At 74.3% G+C, this 20,481-nt stretch carries 19 protein-coding genes; 9 read left to right on the plus strand and 10 right to left on the minus strand.

Translation table 11 applies throughout. The features are described from left to right. Positions 1–35 precede the first annotated feature (35 nt). Entirely contained in the window at positions 36–512 is a 477-nt protein-coding gene (locus ABII15_RS01140; RefSeq protein ID WP_353940325.1) for a nucleoside deaminase, read from the plus strand. A gap of 22 nt (positions 513–534) precedes the next feature. On the opposite strand, the gene ABII15_RS01145 is transcribed toward ABII15_RS01140, so the two are convergent. From ABII15_RS01145 to ABII15_RS01155, 3 genes are all read right to left on the minus strand, one after another. Next, entirely contained in the window at positions 535–1,581 is a 1,047-nt protein-coding gene (locus ABII15_RS01145) for an enoyl-CoA hydratase/isomerase family protein (protein ID WP_353940326.1), read from the minus strand. 91 nt (positions 1,582–1,672) lie between these two features. Continuing rightward, positions 1,673–2,248 carry a TetR family transcriptional regulator gene (locus ABII15_RS01150; RefSeq protein WP_353940327.1) on the minus strand — a complete coding sequence of 192 codons (576 nt, stop codon included), beginning with the start codon at positions 2,246–2,248 and terminating at the stop codon, positions 1,673–1,675. Continuing rightward, positions 2,245–3,726, minus strand: coding sequence for an MFS transporter (locus ABII15_RS01155; protein ID WP_353940328.1), 1,482 nt, complete (start codon positions 3,724–3,726; stop codon positions 2,245–2,247). Before ABII15_RS01155 ends, ABII15_RS01150 begins: the two co-directional genes overlap by 4 nt. A 175-nt stretch (positions 3,727–3,901) precedes the next feature. On the opposite strand from ABII15_RS01155, the gene ABII15_RS01160 reads away from it, so the two are divergent. Further along, positions 3,902–5,860 (plus strand): acyl-CoA dehydrogenase, encoded by a 1,959-nt coding sequence (locus tag ABII15_RS01160; protein WP_353940329.1) that lies wholly within the window; start codon positions 3,902–3,904, stop codon positions 5,858–5,860. A gap of 80 nt (positions 5,861–5,940) precedes the next feature. On the opposite strand, the gene ABII15_RS01165 is transcribed toward ABII15_RS01160, so the two are convergent. The 3 genes from ABII15_RS01165 to ABII15_RS01175 are packed head-to-tail and all read right to left on the minus strand — an operon-like array spanning position 5,941 to position 7,522. Further along, a complete protein-coding gene (locus tag ABII15_RS01165; RefSeq protein ID WP_353940330.1) occupies positions 5,941–6,291 on the minus strand; it encodes a hypothetical protein in 351 nt (116 codons plus the stop codon). Further along, positions 6,288–6,941 carry an Asp23/Gls24 family envelope stress response protein gene (locus ABII15_RS01170; RefSeq protein ID WP_353940331.1) on the minus strand — a complete coding sequence of 218 codons (654 nt, stop codon included), beginning with the start codon at positions 6,939–6,941 and terminating at the stop codon, positions 6,288–6,290. Before ABII15_RS01170 ends, ABII15_RS01165 begins: the two co-directional genes overlap by 4 nt. Then, positions 6,938–7,522: a sigma-70 family RNA polymerase sigma factor gene (locus tag ABII15_RS01175; RefSeq protein ID WP_353940332.1), complete on the minus strand. Its 585-nt coding sequence runs from the start codon at positions 7,520–7,522 to the stop codon at positions 6,938–6,940. The genes ABII15_RS01170 and ABII15_RS01175 overlap by 4 nt, the downstream gene beginning before the upstream one ends. A 217-nt stretch (positions 7,523–7,739) precedes the next feature. On the opposite strand from ABII15_RS01175, the gene ABII15_RS01180 reads away from it, so the two are divergent. The 6 genes from ABII15_RS01180 to ABII15_RS01205 all read left to right on the plus strand — a co-directional run bounded on the left by ABII15_RS01180 (position 7,740) and on the right by ABII15_RS01205 (position 13,885). Continuing rightward, a complete protein-coding gene (locus ABII15_RS01180; RefSeq protein ID WP_353940333.1) occupies positions 7,740–8,246 on the plus strand; it encodes an Asp23/Gls24 family envelope stress response protein in 507 nt (168 codons plus the stop codon). 72 nt (positions 8,247–8,318) lie between these two features. Further along, entirely contained in the window at positions 8,319–8,510 is a 192-nt protein-coding gene (locus ABII15_RS01185) for a hypothetical protein (RefSeq protein ID WP_353947326.1), read from the plus strand. After that, positions 8,507–9,463 (plus strand): DUF6286 domain-containing protein, encoded by a 957-nt coding sequence (locus tag ABII15_RS01190; protein WP_353940334.1) that lies wholly within the window; start codon positions 8,507–8,509, stop codon positions 9,461–9,463. The genes ABII15_RS01185 and ABII15_RS01190 overlap by 4 nt, the downstream gene beginning before the upstream one ends. Next, on the plus strand, positions 9,463–10,044 hold the full coding sequence (locus ABII15_RS01195) for a hypothetical protein (protein WP_353940335.1): 582 nt from the start codon (positions 9,463–9,465) through the stop codon (positions 10,042–10,044). The genes ABII15_RS01190 and ABII15_RS01195 overlap by 1 nt, the downstream gene beginning before the upstream one ends. Beyond that, complete coding sequence (locus tag ABII15_RS01200; protein ID WP_353940336.1) at positions 10,034–10,942, plus strand: YihY/virulence factor BrkB family protein; 909 nt, start codon at positions 10,034–10,036, stop codon at positions 10,940–10,942. The genes ABII15_RS01195 and ABII15_RS01200 overlap by 11 nt, the downstream gene beginning before the upstream one ends. Positions 10,943–11,086: 144 nt before the next feature. Next, positions 11,087–13,885 carry a LuxR C-terminal-related transcriptional regulator gene (locus ABII15_RS01205; RefSeq protein WP_353940337.1) on the plus strand — a complete coding sequence of 933 codons (2,799 nt, stop codon included), beginning with the start codon at positions 11,087–11,089 and terminating at the stop codon, positions 13,883–13,885. A 22-nt stretch (positions 13,886–13,907) separates the two neighbouring features. Here ABII15_RS01205 and ABII15_RS01210 read toward each other — a convergent pair whose 3' ends face one another. Then, on the minus strand, positions 13,908–16,619 hold the full coding sequence (locus tag ABII15_RS01210; RefSeq protein WP_353940338.1) for a LuxR family transcriptional regulator: 2,712 nt from the start codon (positions 16,617–16,619) through the stop codon (positions 13,908–13,910). A gap of 163 nt (positions 16,620–16,782) precedes the next feature. Beyond that, positions 16,783–17,199, minus strand: a complete 417-nt coding sequence (locus tag ABII15_RS01215; RefSeq protein WP_353940339.1) for a hypothetical protein — start codon at positions 17,197–17,199, stop codon at positions 16,783–16,785. 254 nt (positions 17,200–17,453) lie between these two features. On the opposite strand from ABII15_RS01215, the gene ABII15_RS01220 reads away from it, so the two are divergent. Then, positions 17,454–18,029, plus strand: coding sequence for a TetR family transcriptional regulator (locus tag ABII15_RS01220; RefSeq protein ID WP_353940340.1), 576 nt, complete (start codon positions 17,454–17,456; stop codon positions 18,027–18,029). Between the two features lie 11 nt (positions 18,030–18,040). Here the strand turns inward: ABII15_RS01220 and ABII15_RS01225 are convergent, their stop codons facing one another. Both ABII15_RS01225 and ABII15_RS01230 read right to left on the minus strand, forming a co-directional pair. Beyond that, a complete protein-coding gene (locus ABII15_RS01225) occupies positions 18,041–19,312 on the minus strand; it encodes a helix-turn-helix domain-containing protein (RefSeq protein ID WP_353940341.1) in 1,272 nt (423 codons plus the stop codon). Between the two features lie 145 nt (positions 19,313–19,457). After that, complete coding sequence (locus ABII15_RS01230) at positions 19,458–20,336, minus strand: helix-turn-helix domain-containing protein (RefSeq protein ID WP_353940342.1); 879 nt, start codon at positions 20,334–20,336, stop codon at positions 19,458–19,460. Between the last annotated feature and the right edge of the window lie 145 nt (positions 20,337–20,481).

A 20,481-nucleotide genomic window follows, 5' to 3' on the forward strand; every position in this document is an offset into this window, starting at 1 on the left:
CTCCCCGCCCCTGACACCGGCAGAAAGAGGCTGCGATGGACGAGCGAGAACTGACCCACCTGCGGCGCTGTGTGGACCTGGCCGCCGAGGCCCTGGAAGCGGGCGACGAGCCCTTCGGATCGGTTCTGGTGGACGGCGCAGGAACGGTCCGGGCCGAGGACCGCAACCGGATCGCCGGCGGCGACTCCACCCGGCATCCGGAGTTCGAGCTGGCCCGCTGGGCCGCCGAGAACCTCACCCCGCAGGAGCGCCGGGACGCCACGGTCTACACCTCGGGCGAGCACTGCCCGATGTGTTCGGCCGCGCACGCCTGGGTCGGTCTCGGCCGGATCGTGTACGTCGCCTCCTCGGCCCAGCTGACCGAGTGGCTGACCGCGTGGGGGCGGCCCCAGCCGCCCGTCCGTCCGCTGTCCGTGCGGGAGATCGCCCCGTCGGTGAAGGTCGAGGGCCCGGTCGACGCGCTGGTGCCCGCCGTCAAGGCGCTGCACCGCCGGCTCGCCGACCGGTCCTGAACTCCGGCTTCCCGCGGGTGGTTCAGCCCAGACCGAGTTCCCGCTCGCCCAGGTCCGCGAAGTAGCGCTCCACCTGGGCGGGCGTCACCTCGGCGAGGGTCGCGGGGCTCCAGTGCGGGTCGCGGTCCTTGTCGATGATCTGCGCCCGGATGCCCTCCGGCAGGTCGTGGGTGTCCAGAGCCGCGCACGACACCCGGAACTCCTGGTCGAGGGCGGCTTCCAGGGAGTCGAGGCGGGCCGCCCGGCGCAGGGACTCAAGCGTCGCCTTGAGCGCCGACGGGGACTTGGCCAGCAGGGTCTCGGCGGCCTCCTTCGCGGCGGGCTCCCCGCAGGAGAAGAGCCGGTCGACGATCTCCTCGACCGTGTCGGCGGCGTAGCAGGCGTCGATCCACGGCCGCTCCCCGGCGAGCACGCCCTCGGGGGCCGTCCCGGCATGGCGCGCGACCGCCTCGTGCGCCGGTTCGCGGGCCAGGTCGGCCAGGAGGTCCGGCAGCGCGGCCGACGGGACGAAGTGGTCGGCCAGGCCGCACAGCAGCGCGTCGGCGCCTCCGGCCGACAGCCCCGTCAGGGCGAGGTGGGTGCCCAGCTGCCCCGGCGCCCGGGACAGCAGGAACGTGCCGCCGACGTCGGGGACCAGGCCGATGGAGACCTCGGGCATCGCGACCCTCGACCGTTCGGTGACCACGCGGACGGCGCCGTGCGCGGACAGGCCGACACCGCCGCCCATGACGATGCCGTCCATGAGGGCGACGTACGGCTTGGGGTAGTGCGCGATACGGGAGTCGAGGCGGTACTCGGCACGCAGGAACGCCTCGGAGGCGGTGTGGTCGCCGCTGCGCGCGTCGGCGTGGAAGAGGCGGATGTCGGCGCCCGCGCACAGCCCGCGCTCCCCCGCCCCGTCGAGGACGACGGTGCGGACGGCGGGGTCGTGCTCCCAGGCGTCGAGCGCTTCGGCGACGCCGTGGAGCATGGCGGGGGTCAGGGCGTTCAGCGCCCGCGGCCGGTTGAGGGTGATGCGGGCGGCGTGTCCGTCGACGGCGGTGAGCACGGGGGCGGCGTCGGGGGTCAACACGAGTCCTTCCGGTGAAGATCACGGCTGGCCCATCTCTATCACCCGCGAAGGACGGCGGCCGGGCGCCCCCTGCCCCGGCGACGGGGCGTCACCCGGCGGCGGACGGCCCGCCCGCGCCGAAGGTCTCCAGCAGGATGTCGACGACCTCGTCCACCTCTGCCTCGGCCAGGTCGTCGAAGGCGCCGGAGTGCCGGGCGAGCAGCACCCCGGAGACCGCCGCGACCAGGACGTCGGCGCGCAGTCCCGGCCGGTCGCGGCCCTCCCGGGCGAACCGGTCCCGCAGCGGCTCCACCAGACGGTCGTGCAGGGCCGCCCTGGTGGCCTCCTGGGCGGCGGTGTCCCGCAACGGTTCGACGGCGACCCGCAGCAGCGGCACCGGTCCGCGCCGCTGGGCGCGCCGGGCCACCTCGCGCAGCCGGGGTTCGGTGAGCAGGTCGTCCGGGCGGTCGTCGCCGTGCTCGGCCCGCAGCACCTCCACGTACAGCAGCGGTTTGCTGCCGAAGTAGCGGGCGATCAGGGACGGGTCGACGCCGGCCCGTTCGCCGATCTCGCGGATGGTCGTACGGTCGTAGCCCCGCTCGGAGAAGAGGGCGGTGGCCGCCGTCAGCAGGGCCTCCCTGCTGCGCGCCGCGTTGCGGCGCGGTCCCGTCTCCGGCGTGCTCACGGGCGGCCCTGCGCGGACGGCGCCGGGTCGGCGGCCACGGCGGGCGCCGTCTGGACCACCGCGACGACGGACGGGCGCGGCCGGGCGCCGCCGCGGGTGAGGGCCACGGCGATGATCCCGGTGATCGCGAAGGCGGCGCAGCCGACGAGGCCCGCGGTGCGGTAGCCGTCGTTGCCCGGCAGGCTCGCGCCGGGAGCGGTGGCGGCCTGGAGGATGACGGCGCTGAGCGCGCTGCCGGTCGAGTATCCGATGTACTTCACGACCTGATTGAAACTCATCGCGCTGCCCGTCTCCCGCGCGGGCACTCCGGCGACGATCAGGCCGGGGGTGACCGCGAAGGTGACGCCGACGCCGAGTCCGGCGAGCGCCATCATCGTGCCGATGCCCCACAGGCTGGAGCGGGCGAGCAGGAAGCAGACCAGGGAGCCGAGGGAGAGCAGGCAGCCCAGCGGCAGCATGCGGCCGGGCGTGGCCGCGCTGCCCAGCATCCGTACGAGGCGGCCGGTCAGGAGGCTCGCGGCGGAGAACGGCACGAGGAGCAGTCCGGTGACGACGATGGAGGCGGAGAATCCGTATCCCGCGGAGGTCGGGGTCTGGACGTAGCGGGTGACCAGGGCGATGAGGAGGTAGGTGCCGACGCCGCCGACCATCGTGGTCAGGTTGGCGACGAGGACGCCGCGGTCCTTGACGAGGCGGACCCGCACCAGGGGATGGGTGCTGCGCAGCGAGTGGGCGACCCAGCCGGCCAGCAGGACGACGGCCGCGGCGGCCAGGCCGAGCAGCCCGGCCGAGGTCCAGCCCCAGCGTTCCCCTTCGGCGAGGGTCAGCAGCAGGGCCGCCATGCCGCCGGTGAGCAGCAGCGCGCCGGGAACGTCCATCGGGACGCTGGGGCGGTGCGGGGCGCGGGGCACGACGATCAGCGTGGCGGTCAGGGCCGCGGCGGCGGTGGCGGCCGCGAACCAGAATCCCGCGTACATGCCCAGGTACTCGGCGAACATCCCGGTGATCGGGTAGCCGAGCCCGATGCCCGCGGCGGTGGTGAGGGAGAGCGTCGCCACCGCGGAGCGGGCCCGGGTGTCGGGAAGAGCGTCCCGCGCCGTGGCGATGGCGAGCGGGACCAGGCCCATGCCCACGCCCTGGAGGGCCCGGCCCACCAGGAGGCAGGCGAATCCGGCGGGGAGGGCGGCCAGGACGCTGCCGACGAGGACGAAGCCGAGCCCGCCGAGGATGACGCGCTTGCGGTGCGGACCGTCGCCGAGGCGTCCCATCACCGGCGTCGCCACGGCGCCGACGAGCATCGTCACCGTGAGCGCCCACTGCGCGGTGGAGACGGACACGTGGTCCTCGGCCGCGATGGTCGGGATGAGCGGAGCGCCGAGGCTGCTGACGACGGCGACGAGCATGCCGAGCGAGACGAGGACGGGCACCAGGGCCCGCGGGTGGCGGAGCGCGGGCGCCGCCGCGTCGGGGGTGGACACGGGCGCCGGTATGGAGGGCTGCAAGGAGGGCTTCCCATTCTTGTCATCAATCGATGTCATTGAATGATGACATGGCGGTGACGCGGTCCTCGCCGCCCACCACCGTGCCGACTGCCTCCGTGGCTCTCCCTGCCTCGACCGCTTGGGCCGCACCGGTACGGGGTACCAGGGGTCCATGATCACCGACACCTCCACGCCCTCCGGCGGCTACAGCCGGCCGGACATCGACGTACGGGCCCTCACCCAGGTGCTCGACGGCGAGTACGCCGAGATCCGCGAGCTGGTCCGGACGAACCTCGTGAAGCACGCCTCCGTACTCGAGGAGGCCGAGGAACTCGACATCGAGGCGTTCCGCGAGCGGGTGCGCGAGCTCGCCGTCGCGCTGGCGGCGACCGGGCAGACGGGCATGGGCTTCCCGAAGGAGTACGGGGGCGGCGGCGACATCGGCGCGTCGATCGCCGCGTTCGAGACGCTCGCGTTCGGTGATCTGTCACTGCTGGTGAAGGTGGGTGTGCAGTTCGGCCTGTTCGGGGGCGCGATCCTGCATCTCGGCACGGAGCGGCACCACCGCGCGTATCTGCCGGATCTGATCACCGGCAAGCTGCTTGGCTGCTTCGCGATGACCGAGACCGGGCACGGCTCGAACGTCCAGGCGCTCGGCACCGTGGCGACGTACGACGCGGACAGCCAGGAGTTCGTCATCACCACACAGGGCGAAGGCGCCCGCAAGGACTACATCGGCAACGCGGCCCGCCACGCCGAACTGGCCGTCGTCTTCGCGCAGCTCGAGGTGGGCGGCCGGGCCGAGGGCGTGCACGCCTTCGTCGTGCCGGTCCGGGTCGACGGCGCACCCGCTCCGGGCGTCCGGATCGAGGACGCCGGCCGCAAGATGGGGCTCAACGGCGTCGACAACGGCCGCATCTGGTTCGACGGCGTGCGGGTGCCGCGGGAGGCGCTGCTCAACCGGTTCGCCGACGTCACTCCCGAGGGCGTCTACGAGAGCCCCATCGAGAACCCGGGCCGCCGCTTCTTCACCATGCTCGGCACGCTCGTCCAGGGCCGGGTCAGCGTCGGCGGCGGTGCGATCAACGCGGCCAAGGTGGCGCTGGCGATCGCCGTGAAGTACGCGGTGCGCCGCCGGCAGTTCGACGCGGCGCCGGACACCGAGGAGCAGTTGCTGCTCGACTACGGGATGCACCAGCGCCGGCTCCTGCCGCTGGTCGCCCGCACCTATGCCCTGCACTTCGCCCAGGACGTGGTCCGCACCCAGCTCCACGAGGTCTTCTCGACGGAGACGGGCGACGAACAGGAGCGGCGCGAGCTGGAGTCGCGGGCCGCCGGCACGAAGGCGCTCGGCACCTGGCACGCCACGCGCACGATCCAGGAGTGCCGCGAGGCGTGCGGCGGCGCCGGTTATCTCGCCGTCAACCGGTTCGCCGCGCTCAAGGCCGACAGCGACGTGTTCACGACCTTCGAGGGCGACAACCACGTGCTCCTCCAGCTCGTGGCCAAGGGCCTCCTCACCAACTACGCGCACGAGTTCGAGGACATGGACCAGCTCGGCATGGTGCGGTTCGTGACCGGCCAGGCCGTCGAGACGGTCATCGAGAAGACCTCGGTGCACAAGCTCCTGGAGCGGGTCCGCGACCTGCTGCCCGGTGGTGACGAGTGGGACCAGGAGGCCGGTCTGCTCGACTCGGAGTACCAGCTCGCCATGGTCCGCTTCCGGGAGGAGCACATGCTCGCCGGGCTGGCCCGCCGCCTCAAGCGCGGGATGGACCAGGAGCGGGAACCCGGCGCCGTCTTCTCCCACGTGCAGGACCACGTCATCGCGGTGGCGCGCGTGCACGTCGAACGGCTGGTCCTGGAGGCGTTCGTCGACCGGCTGCGCACCCTGCCCGACGACGACAACAAGGTCGCGCTCGGGCTGCTGTGCGATCTGTTCGCGCTGTCCACGATCGAGGCCGACCGCGCCTGGTTCATGGAGCACGGCCGGCTCACCGTCCAGCGCTCCAAGGCGATCAGCCGGGAGATCAACGACCTCTGCCGCAAGGTCCGGCCGCTCGCCGTCGATCTCGTCGACGCGTGGGGCATCCCGCCGGAGATGCTGCGCTCGCCGGACCTGGTGGGCTGATCCCGGCGGAGCACCGCGTGAGCGGACGCGGAGGGACGGGCGTGGATCGCGCGCGCTCCCGCCGCAACCGCTCTTTCCGCTCAGACCAGCCCGGTGACCGTCACCGTGACGTGCGCGGGCACGGCCTGGTCCGGGAGCGCCGCGGCCAGCTGCTCCTCCGCCGCGCGGCGGGCGGCGCGGGCGACGTCCACGGTGCGGGCCCGCCCGCGCGCGACGAGCTGGATCTGGACGCGCCAGGGCCCGGTGCCGTCGGCGGGGCCGGTCAGCCGGACGCCCGCCGACGACGACGCGGGCGCGGCCGGTTCCGCGCGGGAGAGCGCGGAGCGCAGCCGGCCGGCGAGGTCGGGCTTGAGGAAGGCGACGTCGGGCAGGCCCGCCACGGCCCGGGCGATGTCCTCGGAGAGGGTGCCGGGCACGGTGTGCTGGGTCATCGGGTGCCGCCTTCCTGACGGTCGCTGAGACCGGTGCTGTTGTCGAGACCAGCACTGCCGGTGCTGTCGGTGAGATCGGTGATACGGATGTCCACCGAAGCGATCTCCATGCCCAGCTCGCGGTCGGCCGCGTCCCGTACCCGGTCACGGACGTCCTCCGCGAGGTCCGGGAGATGGGCGTCGGCCGGTGCGTGGATCTCCAGGCGGACCTCGACGCGGTCGGCGGCCGCGCCGCCGGCGGGCCGCAGCCGGCAGGAACCGGCCTGGACGCCGGGCACCGTCTCGGCCGCCGCCCGCAGGCTCCGGGCGGCCACCGCCTCCATGACCCACAGGTCCTCGTCCGGTCCTCCGAGCGGCAGTGGGCGGCCCGGACGCAGTTCGAGGCGGACGACGTCCATGACCCGGCGGGTCAGCGTCGACGCGTCGCTTCCGTCGTCGTCCAGGGGCTCCTCGCGCAGCTCCCGGACCGCGCTCTCCAGCCGGTCGAGGTCGCCCACGGCGTCCCGGCAGTGGGGGCAGGTGCGCAGGTGGGGATCGTCGGACTGCTCCTCCCACGACTCCCAGACCAGGGACAGCGGCCTACCGCAGGCCAGCCGCTCGTCGTCGGTCAGGTCGTCGTGCGGGTTGGGCGGTTCTGTGTGAGCGGTCATCGCCAGGCCCCCAGCGCTTGTGTCAGACAGCGTCGTGCACGGAAGACGCGGGCGCGGACAGCCTCCTGGCTGATTCCGACCGCGTCCGCGATGAATTCGTAGGACCGGCCGTCCAGTTCGCGCAACACCCAGCAGGCGCGCTGTTCGGCCGACAGCTGGTCGAGGGCCTGACTCAGTTCGCGTACCGCGTCGCGCCCCTCGGCGATCCGGGCCGGTGACACCACGTGCTCGGGCGCGGCCACCTCCCCCGCCGACTCCAGGGGCGCGGCGGGCCGGCGGCCGCGCAGGATGTTCAGGCAGCGGTTGGTGACGATGCGGTACGTCCAGGTGCCGAACGACGCCTGGCCCTGGAACTCGGGCAGGCGCCGCCAGGCGCTGATGAACGCGTCCTGCACGGCGTCCTCGGCCTCCGTGCGGGTGCCGAGCAGCCGGGTCGCGAGCCGGATCAGCGCCGGGGCGTGTCGTTGCACCAGGGCCGCGAAGGCGTCCTCGTCCCCTTCCGCGGCACGGACCACCAACAGGGTGTCATCCCTCGCGCCCCTGCCGTCCGGCGGTGCGGTATCGATGCGGGCCCCCGCCACTGGGCGGCTCCTCTCGTCTCGTCCTGCTGGTTGGACACACCCGCGCGGCGTTCTGTTACGCGGCTTTTTCGGGCGGGTCGACGCCGGTGACCGGTTCCGCCCGGCACGGCGGAGAAAGATTCTTCGTCGGGCCGCGTCACAGATGCGCCCGGGACGGGTCTATCGGAACAAGCGCAACGGAACAGCCGGCGACCCGCCGGAGGAAGAAGGCCACATCATGACCACCAGCACGCAGACCGCGCAGACCGTCAAGGACGTTCCGGCGGTGCGCACGGGACCGTCGGTGCGCACCACGGCGGTCTCCGGTGGCGCCACCGGAGCCGACCAGCCCGCCGCGGACCGCGGCAGGACCTCCATCGCGGATGTCGTCGTGGTGAAGGTGGCGGGCATCGCGGCCCGGGAGATCCCCGGGGTGCACGACATGGGCGGCGGCCTGTCGCGGACCATCGGCGCGGTGCGCGACCGGGTGCCGGGCGGCCGGCCGAACGTGGGGCGCGGGGTGAAGGTCGAGGTCGGCGAGCGGCAGACCGCCATCGACCTGGACCTCGTGGTGGAGTACGGCGTCCCGATCACGGACGTGGCGCGCGACGTGCGCGAGAACGTCATCTCGGCGGTGGAGCGCGTCACCGGCCTCGAGGTCGTCGAGGTGAACGTGACGATCAACGACGTGCACCTGCCCGAGGACGACGCCGAGACCCCGGCCGCGGACTCCCGCGTGGAGTGACCGGTCCGCGGTGGACGGCAGTCGGCGGATCGGTGACCGGCGCGTGAGAGCGCCGGGCGAGAGGGGACGAGAGTGACAGGGAGCAGGGCGTTCGCCGGGATGGCCGCCGGCATGGCACTGGCCTTCGCGGGATATTTCGGGGGCTTCGGGGCGTTCCTGCTCGTGGCCGCCCTCGGAGGCCTGGGCGCCGCGGCGGGCCACTGGTCCGACGGCGGCGGCCGCCTCCGTGACCTGCGGGACGCCTATGAGCGGAGCCGCCGGTGACCGCGGCGGCCCGGCGCGGCACGACGGTCGTGTCCGAGCGGGCGGTGCGCAAGATCGCCGAGCGGGCCGCCGTCGAGGCGGCGCAGGCGGGCGGCCGTCCCGCGACGGACACGGCGAAGGGGTCGGCGAGCGTGCGCGGGCGGCGCGCGGACGTCGCGCTGGAGGTGGCCCTCCCCTGCCAGGCGGCGCTGTCCGACTCGGTCCGCCGGTTGCAGTCCCATGTCTCGGCCCGCACCGAGGAGTTGACGGGCCTGCACGTCGACACTCCGCGCGTCGGGGTCACCGCCCTGCTCCCCGCGCGGCCCGGGTGGAGCGTCCCGGTGCCCGGCGCGCCGGTGCCCACCGGGCGGACGCCGCTGCGGTGGTGGTCGCCGCGCAGGGTGCCGGCGGGCCTGCTGACGCTGGCCGGCACGGTGCTCTGCGGCGCCCTCGCGCTCGATCTGGTCCTGGTGCATCTCGCGCACCGCCCCGCCGCGCCCTGGCGCACGGAGTCCGTGCACTGGCTGACGGGCCACGGCTCCGGCGATCCGGTCGTGCGCGTGGTCGCCGCCGGGCTCGCCGTGCTCGGCGTCCTGATGATCTTCCTGGCGCTCTCCCCCGGCCGACGCGGGCTGCTCACCGTCTCCTCGTCCGATCCGCGGGTGCGGGCGGCCGTGGACCGGGCGGCGGTCGCGCTCCTGGTGCGCGACGCCGTGGGCGACGTGCCGGGCATCGGGCCGGTCCGGGTGCGGGTGGGGCGTCGGCGTGCCACCGTCCGGGCGCGGCTCGCCTTCGGGGAGCGGGAGAGCGCGCGGGACGCGGTGCGGGAGGCGGCGCGCGGTGTGCTGGACTCCTGTGAGCTGCGGCGCCCGTTGAGGCTCCGGGTCCGGGTCCGGCCGGACGACTCCTGGGAGTCCACCGGGGCGGGGCCCTCCCCGGTGCCGGACCAGCAGGCCGAAGGAGACCTCAGCTGATGCCCCGTAGCCGTACGATCCTCAACCGGCTCGCGCTCGCCGTGCTCGGCGCGGTGCTGCTCGCGGCGGCCCTCTGGCTGTCCGCCGGCCGGACGTCGTGGGCCCCCGAGCTGCCGGACCGGTGGCCGCTGCCCGATCCGCACACCTCGATCGTGCCGGCCGGGCGGCTCGGTTCGCTGCGCGAGAGCGGCTGGTGGACGCCGACCGTCATGACGGTGTCGATCGTCGCGACCCTGCTCCTCGCGTACGGGACCGTGCGCCAGCTGCGCGGCGGGTTCCGCCGGCTGGTGCCGCTGCCCGCGCCCCACGGTGTCCTGCGGACCCGGGCCCTGGAGGACGCTCTGGCGCGTCGGGCGACGGCCGTCGACGGCGTCGCGCACTGCCGGGCTCGCACGCGGGTGCGACGACGGCGACTGGATGTCGTCCTGCGGGTAAGACTTCGGGAGGACACCTCTCCCCACACCGTGCTGCCCGCGCTCACCGGGCTCGCACGGGAAACGGAGACCGTGCTCAGTCCGTACCGTCTCCGCCTGCACATCCGGCTCACCAGCCGCTCTCACCGAAGGCCTCATGTCCGCTGAACCGCACGCCTCCGCCGCCCGTCCACGTTCGTTCACCGCGAGATGGCGGGCCGTCCGCCTCCCCGTGGAGTGGCAGGCCGCGCTGCGCCGCACCCCGCTGTCCATGTGGCGCGACGACGTGTCGGACTACGCGGCCGCCCTCACCTACTACGCGATCCTCGCCGTGCTGCCCTCGTTGCTGGTCACCGCCATCGGCTTCAGCCTGATCAGTCCGGGCACGGCGGAGGCGTTCGTCGCCCATGTCACCGCCTACGCGCCGGCGCAGTCCGGCACACAGCTGCACGACGTGTTGTCGCGGACCCTGCGGGGCGGCACGGCCGCGTGGACCCTGCTGATCACGGGCGCCGCGAGCGGGCTGTGGTCCGCGTCCAGCTACCTCGCGGTGTTCCGCCGCGCGCTGCACCGCATGCACCGGGTGGCGGACCGCCGCTCGCCCTGGCACAAGGCGCACCGCATCCTGATCACCGCCCTGGCGCTGCTCGGGCTGCTGGTGCTCAGCGCGCTCGTGCTGCTGCTGACCGGGCCCGTCGCCGAGAGCCTCGGCCGCTCCCTCGGGTTCGGCACCATGGCCGCGTGGGCGTGGAGTCTGCTGCGCTGGCCGCTGCTGATGGGCGTGGTCGCCCTGCTGGTCGTCATCGTCTTCCACACCGGCCCGGTGGCGGCGCGGGTGCGCGCCCACAGCATCCCCGGCGGCATTCTGGCGTCCGTCCTGTGGCTCGTCGTCTCCGCCGGGTTCGCCCTGTACGCGTCCGCGCTGAGCACGTACAGCAGGCTCTACGGATCCCTCGCCGGTGCCGTGGTGTTCCTGATCTGGCTGTGGCTGTCGAATCTCGCGCTGCTCGCCGGTGCGCAGTTCACGGCCGAGCTCACCGCGCAGGAGCGGCGGACCGCCGACTGACCGGCGGCGGGCGGGGTGCGTGCGGCAAGCTGCATGCGAACTGCCTGTTGTCGCGCGGCGTCGTCCGGTGGGATGGGAGCCACGACAAGAGGGCTCCCCGTGGTGCGGTCGGAAGCGCTCGATGTCCTGGAACAGGGAGCGCCCATGACCATCCGGATCGACACCTTGTCCGCCGCGGGGCCGGAGTTCGGCCGCCGCGCCCCGCAGCCCGTCGGCCCGCCGGACCACGGTCCGGCGGGCGCCGCCCGGCTCATCGGCCGCGAGGCGGAACGGGAGCTGCTGCGGACGTTCGTGCGGGACGCGTCGTCGGGCGGCGCGGCCCGTGTCCTGTGCGGCGGCGCGGGGTCGGGCAAGTCGGAGCTGCTGGAGGCGGGCGTCGCGCTGGGGGCGGCCGCCGGGATGTCCGTTCTGCGCTGCGCGGGTGTGCGGGGCAGCGCCCCGTCCGATCTGTCGGGCCTGTTGCAGATGCTCTGGCCACTGCTCGGGGACGCGCGGCTGCCGTCGGGCAGCGGGCAGCTGCGGGCGCTGGAGGCGCTCCTGGTCGACGGCGCGCCGGGCAGGCGGGACCGGGCGCGGCTGCCGTTCACCGTGCTCGAGGTGCTGGAGTCGGTCGGCGTCGTGCGGCCGCTGCTGATCGCGGTGGACGACTGGGACGCGCTGGACTCCCCCAGCGCCGACGTGCTCATGTTCGTGGCCCGCCGCTGCGCGGGGCATCCCCTTGGCCTGCTGATGACGTCCCGCACCCCGCCCGCGGGCCCGCTCTCTCCGGGTCTTCCGGTGCTGTCCCTGGGGCCCATGACGTTGGCCGAGTCCGCCGCGCTGCTTGCGGCGCGGCGCCCCGGTCACGACCCGCAGGCCGTGCGCGACCTGATGGCGCGGGCCGCCGGGAACCCGCTCGCGCTCCTCGAACTCCCCGCCCGCACCGACGACTTCCCTCCACACCTGCCCGCGTCGTCGGACCGGCTCGCGGCCGCGCTGGCTCCCGGCGCCGCGCGGCTCCCGGCGGCCACGCGCGACCTGCTCCTGTTGGCGGCCCTGCATCCGGCGGCGGACATCCCTCTGCTGCTGTCGGCGGCGTCCCGGATGCGGGGCGGCGACCCGCTCGGGCTCACCGCCGTGGAGCCCGCCGAGCGACTCGGGCTCGTCGTCCTCGACGGCATGCGCGTCGACTTCACGCATCCCGCGGTGGCCGGTGCCGTGGCGCACGGCACCGGGCCACGGACCTGCCGTCGCGCGCACGCGGCGCTCGCCGCGGAACTCACCCGGGGTTCCGTGCTTCAGCTGTGGCACCTGTCCCAGTCCGTGGAGGGCCATGACCCGCACCTCGCCGCGCGTCTGGAGGACGTCCACCGCTCGGCCCTGCGGCAGAACGAACCCGCCATGGCGCTGCGCCTGTTGCGGCGGGCGGCCGGTCTGTACAGCGCGCCGCGCGACCAGGGGCGCTGCCTGCTGCGGGCCGCCCAGCTCGCCCACGGCGCCGGGTGGACGCGCACGTCCCGGTCGCTGGCGCGCCACGCGTCCGACCATCCGCTCGGCCCCCTCGGCTCCTTGTACGCCGAGACGCTGACAGGGCTCGGGGGCGACGCTCCCACGATCGACCCGGCCCGCTGGCCGCGGCCCGAGGGGGCTGCGGAGACGGACAGCGCCCTCGAACTCGCCCACCTCGTCGCGCCCCTGCTGACCGACGACAGGGAACGGGCGGACGCGCTCCTCGGCTACCTCGACGCGCTGCCGCCGGAGGTCGCCGGTGACCCGCGGCTGCTGCACGCCATGGCGAGCGCGGCGCCGGTCCGCCGGGCCGCCACGGTCCTCGCGCGGCTGGCCGCCCGTGGCCCTGACATCGTTGCCATTCGGGATCTCGAACGGCTGGGCGAGGCGGCGCTGCGGGCCGGCGCGCCGCTCGAAGCGCTGGACCTGCACCGGCAGGCGGAACGGCTGTGCCTGTTCCACGACCTTCCCGACCGGCTCCCCGCCACCGTGCTCGGGCAGGGGCTCGCGCATCTCGTGACGGGTGACTGGGGGCAGGCCGAGACGGCGTTCCGCCGGTCGCGCGAGGAGGCCGAGCGGCGCGCCCTGAGCGACGACAGGGCCGCGGCGGAGATCCTCGAACGCCTCACGTGCGCGCTGCGTACGGGCACCGTGCCGGAGCCGGCCGACTCCGATGCCCTCGCCGCCGGGCGGGTGCCGGTGAGCGCGCTGCACGAGATCGTCGCCGTCGGCACCGGCTGGGCGCGGGTCGAGAGCGGTGACGTGGCCGCCGGTCACGCCGCTCTCGATCGTCTCCTCGCCGATCCCGCGCGCTGCACTCCGGCGCTGTTCGCTCTCGTGGTGTTCGCCGAGGCGGCGGCCGCCGTGAACGAGGCCGGGACGGCCCGTGCCCGGCTGCGGTCGCTGGAACGGGACCTGGGGCCGGAGCGGGCGCCGCTCGTCGCGGTCGAACTGGCCGTGGCGCAGGCGATCCTGGCGGACGACGAGAACGCGGCGGCCCTGTTCGAGAGGGCCTTCCACATGGATCTCGCGCACCGGCCGTTCCTGGAGGCGTCGTTGCGGCTGGCGCACGGGCGCTGGCTGCGGCGGCAGCACGAGTTCACCGATTCCCGTGTGACGCTGCGTCAGGCGGCGGCCACGTTCGCCATGATGGGCGCCGAGGCCCGGGTCACGCGGATCACCGAGGAGCTACGGGCTTCGGGGCAGCGGACGGACACGGCCACGGCGGCCGGCACGCGGCCCGCCCCCGTGGCCGGGCTGCTGAGCGCGCAGGAGCTGCGGATCGCCCGGCTCGCGGGGCGGGGCCTGTCCAACCGGCAGATCGGCCAGGAGCTGGGCCTCTCCCCGCGCACCATCGGCGCCTATCTGTACCGGATCTTCCCCCGGCTCGGGGTGACGGCGCGGGCCCAGTTGTCGGGCGTGCTGCGGTCGGCCGACGAGGGCGTCGAGGAGTGACCCGGAGCGATCTCTCGGCTGATCAGCGCAGGTCGGTCCGCTGCGCGAGCTGGGCGCGGGAGCTGACGCCCAGCTTGGGGAAGATCTGGTAGAGGTGCGATGCCACCGTGCGGGCGGACAGGTGGAGTTGCTCGCCGATGGCGCGGTTGGTCAGGCCGTCGGCGGCGAGGCGGGCGATCGTCAGCTGCTGCGGGGAGAGCGCCGTGGCCGGGCTGTCCTGGTCGGGCGCGCTGTCGGTGCGGCCCGCGGCGCGCAGTTCCGAGGCGGCGAGGTCGGCCCGGGAGGTGGCGCCGAGCGTCCGGAAGAGCGACTCGGCGACGGTGAGGGGTGCGCGGGACTCGACGACGCGACGGCGCCGCCTGAGCCACACGCCGTGGCTCAGACTCGTCATGGCGTGCAGCAGGGGCCATGCGGCGATGTCGCCGTCGAGGGCCGCGCGGTAACGGACCTCGGCCTCCTCGTCCGGGGCGAGGGCCGCGTCGGCGTAGGCGAGTACCTGCCGGAGTAGCGGGGCCCGGCCGTCGCGGGTGCGGTCGGCGATCTCCTTGACGACGGTCCTGGCGTCCTCGGCCTCGCCGGCGGGCAGGGCGGCCTCGACGAAGAAGGCCAGGCCCCAGAACTGCTGGAACGAGTACGGCGTGGTCAGTTCGGTGAACGACGCGCGCAGTTGGGTGTAGGCGTCGGCGTAGCGTCCTGCTCCGGAGGCGGTCAGTACGCGGGTGAGGGTGGCGAGGTTGAGGTGCTGGCCCTGGTCGAGGTGGCGGGAGGCTCCCTCGATGGCCGCCGCGCGTTCCAGCGCCTTGTCGTGGTGGCCCTGGAGGGCTTCGATGAGGCCCTGGGCGCCGGTGGCGCGGGCCGCGTAGTTGTCGAGGCGCAGCCGGGTGGCGATGGTGCGGGCCTCGTCGGCCATGGCGTGTGCGGTCCGCCACTGGGTGCCGCGCCAGATCTCGCCCAGGGCCCGGGCCCCGAGGATGTGCGGGAGCCGTCCGTGGCGTCCGGTGGCCCGGGCGGCCCGTTCGGCGGCTTCGAGGAGTTCCCCGGCCCGTTCGAGATCGCCGGTGAGGTGGGCGACCTGGCCGAGGATGAGCTGGTCGTCGGGGGTGGGCGGGTCCGCCGCGCGCAGGGGTGTGTGGCTGATCGAGAGCGGGTCGGTGAGCGCCAGGGCGGCCAGTTCGCGTGGCTGCCAGGGCGCGGTGCGCAGATCCTTCAGCGTGGCGACGACCAGCTCGCGCTCGGGGGCTGCTGCCTGTTCCCACCAGCAGCGGCCCGCCGCGGCGTGCAGGAGTTTCCGGGCGAGCGCCGGATGGCGGGCGGCCACCGAGCGGGCGGCGGCGCAGAGTTGGCCGATCCGTTCGGCGCCGACCGGGGGGTTGCCGGGCAGGAGGTCGTGGAGCCACAGGAGCATGGCCCGGCCGAGGTCGCCGATTTCGGCGGGGTCGATGCCGCGGGCGTACTGCCGGGCCTGTTCGCCGAGGCCGTAGTGGCAGGCCAGTTCGGCGGCGCGCAGCAGCCGGTCCGCCCGGTGCTCCGGGTCCGGGGAGAGCCGGGCCGCGGTCTCCAGCGCGGCGAGCGCGACGAGCAGGGTGGTGTCCGGCCAGGGCCCCGCGGCCAGGGCCTCGACGCGCCGGGCGAGTGCCTCGTCGGTGCCGGTCGCGCACTGGGCCGTGTGCCAGGCGGCGCGGGTGGGGTCGGTGATGCTGTGGCCGAGTGCCGCGTGCGCGGTCGTGCGCCGGGTGGCGGGCACCCGGTGCAGGGCGGCGACGCGGAACAGGGGCCGCGCGAACCGCAGGTGCGGTTGTTCCACGGTGACGAGGCCGCGTGCCACGGCCTCGTCGAGACCGCTGCGCGCGTGCTCCGCGCCGCCCAGCAGACGGGCGCCTGCGTCGAGGATCTCCTCGACGAGCGTGGACGTGCTCAGTGCCGCGGTGAGGAGGAGGCCGTGGCCCTGCGGTGTCAGGGTCCGCAGGTCGTCGGCGAAGGCGTCGGCCAGGCGCGGGGTCGCGGGGAGCATGCCGAACCCGGCCGCTTCGCGCAGACCGGGGCCGCTGAGGGACAGTTCGGTGAGGGCGAGAGGGTTGCCCCGGGCCACGGCGAGGATGAGCTCCTCCTCGGTGTGGGCCTGTGCCCGGCCCCGGCGGCGGAGCAGCTCACGGGCGTGGGGCTCGGGGAGCGGGGCGAGGGCGGCGGTGCGGGCCTCCGTCGGGGACCGGTCGGTGGCGGTGCGTTCGGTGACGAGGATGCCGACCTGGGTGGCGTGGCACAGGTGTGTCATCGCGAGGAGTGTGTCGCGGCTGGCGGTGTCGAGGCGGTCGAGGTCGTCGACGCAGAGGAGGACGGGCCCGGGAGTACGGGTGATGAGCAGGAGTGCCGCGCGGGCCAGGACCGTCGGTTCCGGCTCGGCGGCGCCCTCGCCGAACGCCGCGGCCAGCGCGGCGCGTTCGGGGCCCGGCAGGTCGCCGAGGCGGGGCAGCACGGGGTGGAGCAGCCCGTGCAGTGCGGCATGGGCGAGGTCCCGCTCGGCCGGGGCCCAGGTCACCGACAGGACGGGGGTGCCGCGCTGTGCCGCCGCCCGCGCGGCGAACCGTACGAGAGCGGTCTTGCCCGAGCCCGGTTCACCGGTCAGACGCAGGACGCGGCCGCCGTCGGGCAGCGCGTCCAGCAACGTCTCCACCAGGTCGCGCTCGTGCGCACGGCCGATCGGAGCTCTGTCGTCGGACTGCCTGTGCGCGCTCACGGCGCCCTCCCCTGCCCCGGCGCTCCCTCACGGAGCCACGGGTGTGTCACCGGATGTGCCGAAAAAAGTGCTGTGCCGTCTGCTTCCGGGCGGTGTGACACACGACGCCGAGACGGCTCCCGGATCAGCTGGGATCCTATCAGTCAGGTGTGCACACCGGCCGTCACATGTCGCGCGCTTCCTCGTGGACGGCCGTCGCGTACAGCGCGCGGATACTGATGTCGGGTCCGTGCTCCAGCCGCCGGAAGACCCAGTCGACCGGGTGGCACCGGCGCGGGCCGGGCAGGTCCACGACGAGCGGGACCGGGTGGTGGGCGGCGGGTTCGTGGTGCCAGGTCCCGCCCGCGTGCCGGACCAGGATCTCGCCGACGTAGCAGCCGAACTCGGCGAGGGACTCGGCCATCTCGTCGCAGGTGGCGCCGTCGCTGCGGAAGCTGTCGACGATGTCCTCGACGAGTTCGATGCTGGCGGGGCTGTAGTCGAGCTCCGCGCCGCTGATGTCCAGGGCGGCCTCGACAACTGCCGCCGCATGCCGAGGTGCGCTGTCGGGTTCCAGCGGATACTTCAGATGCAGGTGCATGTGTGTCCTCGGACCGTTTCCGTCGTTGCCCTCGGGGCCGGCCGCGGGTTTCGGGCCGGGCGGGCGTCTGAGCAAGTGTGCGGGCTCTACCATGCCGACCCGGGAGGCCGGAAGTACAGCCCCACCGATTACTTCACTGGTTAATTTAAGAACCTGCACAGGCGGGCGGAGGCATGCAGTCGATCGACTCATGCCGCGCGCGGGACGGTCTGGGAGAGTCGAGTCCGCGTGACACCTGGACGAAGAGGACACACATGGCTCGCCCCCGCGGATTCGACACCGGCCTGGCAGTGGAGCGGGCGATGCGGCTCTTCCGCCGGCAGGGCTACCACGCCACGCCCCTGCCGCACCTGACGGCGCGGCTGCACATCGGCAGCGGCAGTCTCTACGCGGCGTTCGGCTCGAAGGAAGGGCTCTACGCGCGCGCCCTCGACCTCTACTGTGCCGACCTGGTCCGGGACTTCGCGGAACGCTTACGGAGCGACGGCGACATCCGCACTACAGTGCGGGAGTTGTTGCTCGCGCTGGCCGCGGCGGACCTGGCGGAGCCGGAGCGGGGCTGTCTGCTGGTCAATGCCGTCACGGAACGCTCGGGACACCCTCCGACGGTGGAACGCGTGGGGGCGGCCATGGCCGCCGTGGAGCTTCTGCTCGCCGACGCGCTGCGGCGCGCGCAGGCGCGGGGCGAGCTGCGTGCCGCCCAGGACCCGGCGGAATTGGCCCGTTTCCTGACCGCGTTCGTCCAGGGACTGCATGTCATGGGAAACGCGCGGGCCGGCCGGGGCTTTCTGGAGTCGGCGGTGTCCGGGGCGCTGCGTGCCCTGGACTGAGCGTCGTGGGATCACCCGGCGTTCTCGTCCGGCTCCGCCCGGTCGGCCAGTTCGCCGCCGTAGGCGCGGACGAGGTCGTGCAGGACGTGCCGGCCGTCGGCGTCCCGCGAGATCAGGCCGGCCGCGGTGAGCGCGCGCAGATGGCGGCGTGCCTGGGGCAGCTCCACCGCGGCGAGCGCGGCGGCGGCTTCCGTGGACACGAGGGGCCCGGGGTGCCGCACCAGGTGCCGGAAGAACCGGGCCGTCGCGTCGTCGAGCGTCCGGTACGAGCAGGAGAAGGCGCCGCGGACGTCCACGTGCCGGTCGTCGGTGGTCAGGCCGTCCAGTCGCGGCTGGGTGGCGCGCAGTTCGGCGACGGCGAGGCGCAGGGGCAGCCGGGGTGCCGCGCCGAGCTGTGCGCCGACCACGGCGACGGCGAGCGGCAGCAGACCGCACAGCGCGACGAGTTCGGCGGCGGCCTCGGGTTCCGCGCGGCAGCGCCGTTCGCCGATCCGTGCGGCCAGGGCCGCGCACGCTTCGTCCGGTGTCCACACGTCGAGGTTGAGCACCGAGGCGCCCTCGACCGCGGCGAGGCCGGACAGCTCGTTGCGCGAGGTGACAAGGGTCAGGGACGTCGCGGACCCGGGCAGGAGGGGTCTGACCTGCGCGGAGTCCCGCGCGTTGTCGAGTACGACGATCAGTTGCCGGGACGCGGCCCGTTCCCGGAACAGCAGGCTGCGCTGCTCGGTGTCGTCAGGTATGTCGCCGCTCGGGACGCCGAGGGCGCGCAGGAAGCCGGCGAGGGCCTCGCCGGGGTCCAGGGGGCTGTCCGTCGCGTCGAAGCCGTGGCAGTCGACGTAGAGCTGGCCGTCCGGGAAGCGGTCGGCCATCTGGTGGGCCCAGTGCACGGCGAGGGTGGTCTTGCCGATGCCCGCCATACCGGAGATCGCGGCGATGGCGGCGTGCGCTCCGGGCGTCTCGGCCGCTGCCGTGCGGCGGCGGATCTCGGCGAGGTCCGCCGTTCTGCCGCGGAACACCATGAGGTCGGGCGGCAGCTGGCGCGGGGTCCCGGTCCGGGCGGTGCGTCGTGCGGCGGCGTCCGCCAGGCGGCGCCGCTCGGCGTCGTCCAGGGCGAGCGCGTCCATCAGTTCGCTCAGGGTCGACGGGCGCGGCAGGCTCTGTCCGCGCTCCATGTCGCTGATGGCCCGGCCGCTCACACCCGACGCTTCGGCGAGGCCCTCCATCGTCATCAGCGAGCGCTGCCGCGCCTCACGCAGCAGCCGGCCGAACAGCTTGTTGTCCATCCCCACCTCGCCGGCCGGCGGCGCGTGGGAGCGCCCACCGGAAACCCCCGCACATGTTTCCAAGTCCCGTCAACTTAGCAGTTCTGGATCGATCGTTCACGGGACCATCTCACATATCGGGCGTCCGGGGCACACGTGTGGGTGTTCAGGCCGTTCGGTCGCGCAGCGGTTCCTGGTCGACGGGGTGCTCGGCGGTCCAGGAGGTGAGGATCCGCAACGCGTCGTACGAGGGGCTGCCGGGTTCGGCGGTGAGCACCATCAGGCGCTGGCCGGAGCCGTCGGGGCAGGCCCAGGTGTCGCAGTCGAGCGTGAGGTCGCCGACGAGGTGGTGCCGGTACTGCTTGGTGCCGTAGGTGGCGGTGATCACGCGGTGTTCGGCCCACCAGGTGCTGAAGTCCTTGTCGCGCACGGACAGTTCCCCCACGAGCCGGGCGAGGTCCGGATCGTCGGGGGCGGTGGCGGCTTCCATGCGCAGGGCGGCGACGGCGTCGCGGGCGTCGCTGCGCCACTGCCGGTACAGGCCGCGGAAGGCGGGGTCGGTGAAGAGCAGGTGGAGGTAGTTGCGCCGGCCCTGCGGGAGTGCGGAGAAGTCCGTGTACAGGGCGGTGGCCGCCGGGTTCCAGGCCAGGATGTCGAGGCGTCGGCCGAGGACCAGGGCGGGTGTCTGGGTGAGCTGGTCCAGGAGCCGCAGCATCGCGGGGCGCGGGCGTTGCGGGGTCCGGCGGCGCGGGCGGGCGTCGGTGCGGCCGGCGAGGTCGTAGAGGTAGGTCTGCTGGTCCTCGTCGAGGCGCAGCGCGCGGACCAGGGTGGCCAGGACGGCCGCGGAGGCCCGGACCCTGCCCTGTTCCAGGCGCGTGTAGTAGTCGACGCTGATCGCCGCGAGCCGGGCCGCCTCTTCGCGGCGCAGTCCGGCGACCTTGCGGGGCGTGTCCGGGGCGGGCAGTCCGCAGGCTTCCGGCGTCAGCCGCGCTCGGCAGGCTTTGAGGAACGCTCCGAGTTCACGGGGGTCGGACACCGCGATCATCTCCCTTGGTGGCGTGGCTCTGTAGGGGCAGCCCCATGGTCTCCGGGCCGGGAGCGTCGGGGCGGCTCCATCGCGTCGGGCACGGGTTCCGAACGACCATGGGACACGCCGGCGAACCGGACGGAACCGACAGACACGGAGCGAG

Origin of the sequence: Streptomyces sp. HUAS MG91 (genome assembly GCF_040529335.1) — a bacterium.
Lineage (GTDB): Bacteria > Actinomycetota > Actinomycetes > Streptomycetales > Streptomycetaceae > Streptomyces > Streptomyces tabacisoli.

Bases quoted from the DNA above. Each gene is read 5' to 3' on its own strand.
- ABII15_RS01170 (WP_353940331.1), bottom strand. From the start codon at position 6,941: ATGACCGCTCACACAGAACCGCCCAACCCGCACGACGACCTGACCGAC.
- ABII15_RS01195 (WP_353940335.1), top strand. From the start codon at position 9,463: ATGCCCCGTAGCCGTACGATCCTCAACCGGCTCGCGCTCGCCGTGCTC.
- ABII15_RS01225 (WP_353940341.1), bottom strand. From the start codon at position 19,312: ATGGACAACAAGCTGTTCGGCCGGCTGCTGCGTGAGGCGCGGCAGCGC.
- ABII15_RS01140 (WP_353940325.1), top strand. From the start codon at position 36: ATGGACGAGCGAGAACTGACCCACCTGCGGCGCTGTGTGGACCTGGCC.
- ABII15_RS01200 (WP_353940336.1), top strand. From the start codon at position 10,034: ATGTCCGCTGAACCGCACGCCTCCGCCGCCCGTCCACGTTCGTTCACC.
- ABII15_RS01205 (WP_353940337.1), top strand. From the start codon at position 11,087: ATGACCATCCGGATCGACACCTTGTCCGCCGCGGGGCCGGAGTTCGGC.
- ABII15_RS01165 (WP_353940330.1), bottom strand. From the start codon at position 6,291: ATGACCCAGCACACCGTGCCCGGCACCCTCTCCGAGGACATCGCCCGG.
- ABII15_RS01220 (WP_353940340.1), top strand. From the start codon at position 17,454: ATGGCTCGCCCCCGCGGATTCGACACCGGCCTGGCAGTGGAGCGGGCG.
- ABII15_RS01230 (WP_353940342.1), bottom strand. From the start codon at position 20,336: ATGATCGCGGTGTCCGACCCCCGTGAACTCGGAGCGTTCCTCAAAGCC.
- ABII15_RS01180 (WP_353940333.1), top strand. From the start codon at position 7,740: ATGACCACCAGCACGCAGACCGCGCAGACCGTCAAGGACGTTCCGGCG.
- ABII15_RS01215 (WP_353940339.1), bottom strand. From the start codon at position 17,199: ATGCACCTGCATCTGAAGTATCCGCTGGAACCCGACAGCGCACCTCGG.
- ABII15_RS01160 (WP_353940329.1), top strand. From the start codon at position 3,902: ATGATCACCGACACCTCCACGCCCTCCGGCGGCTACAGCCGGCCGGAC.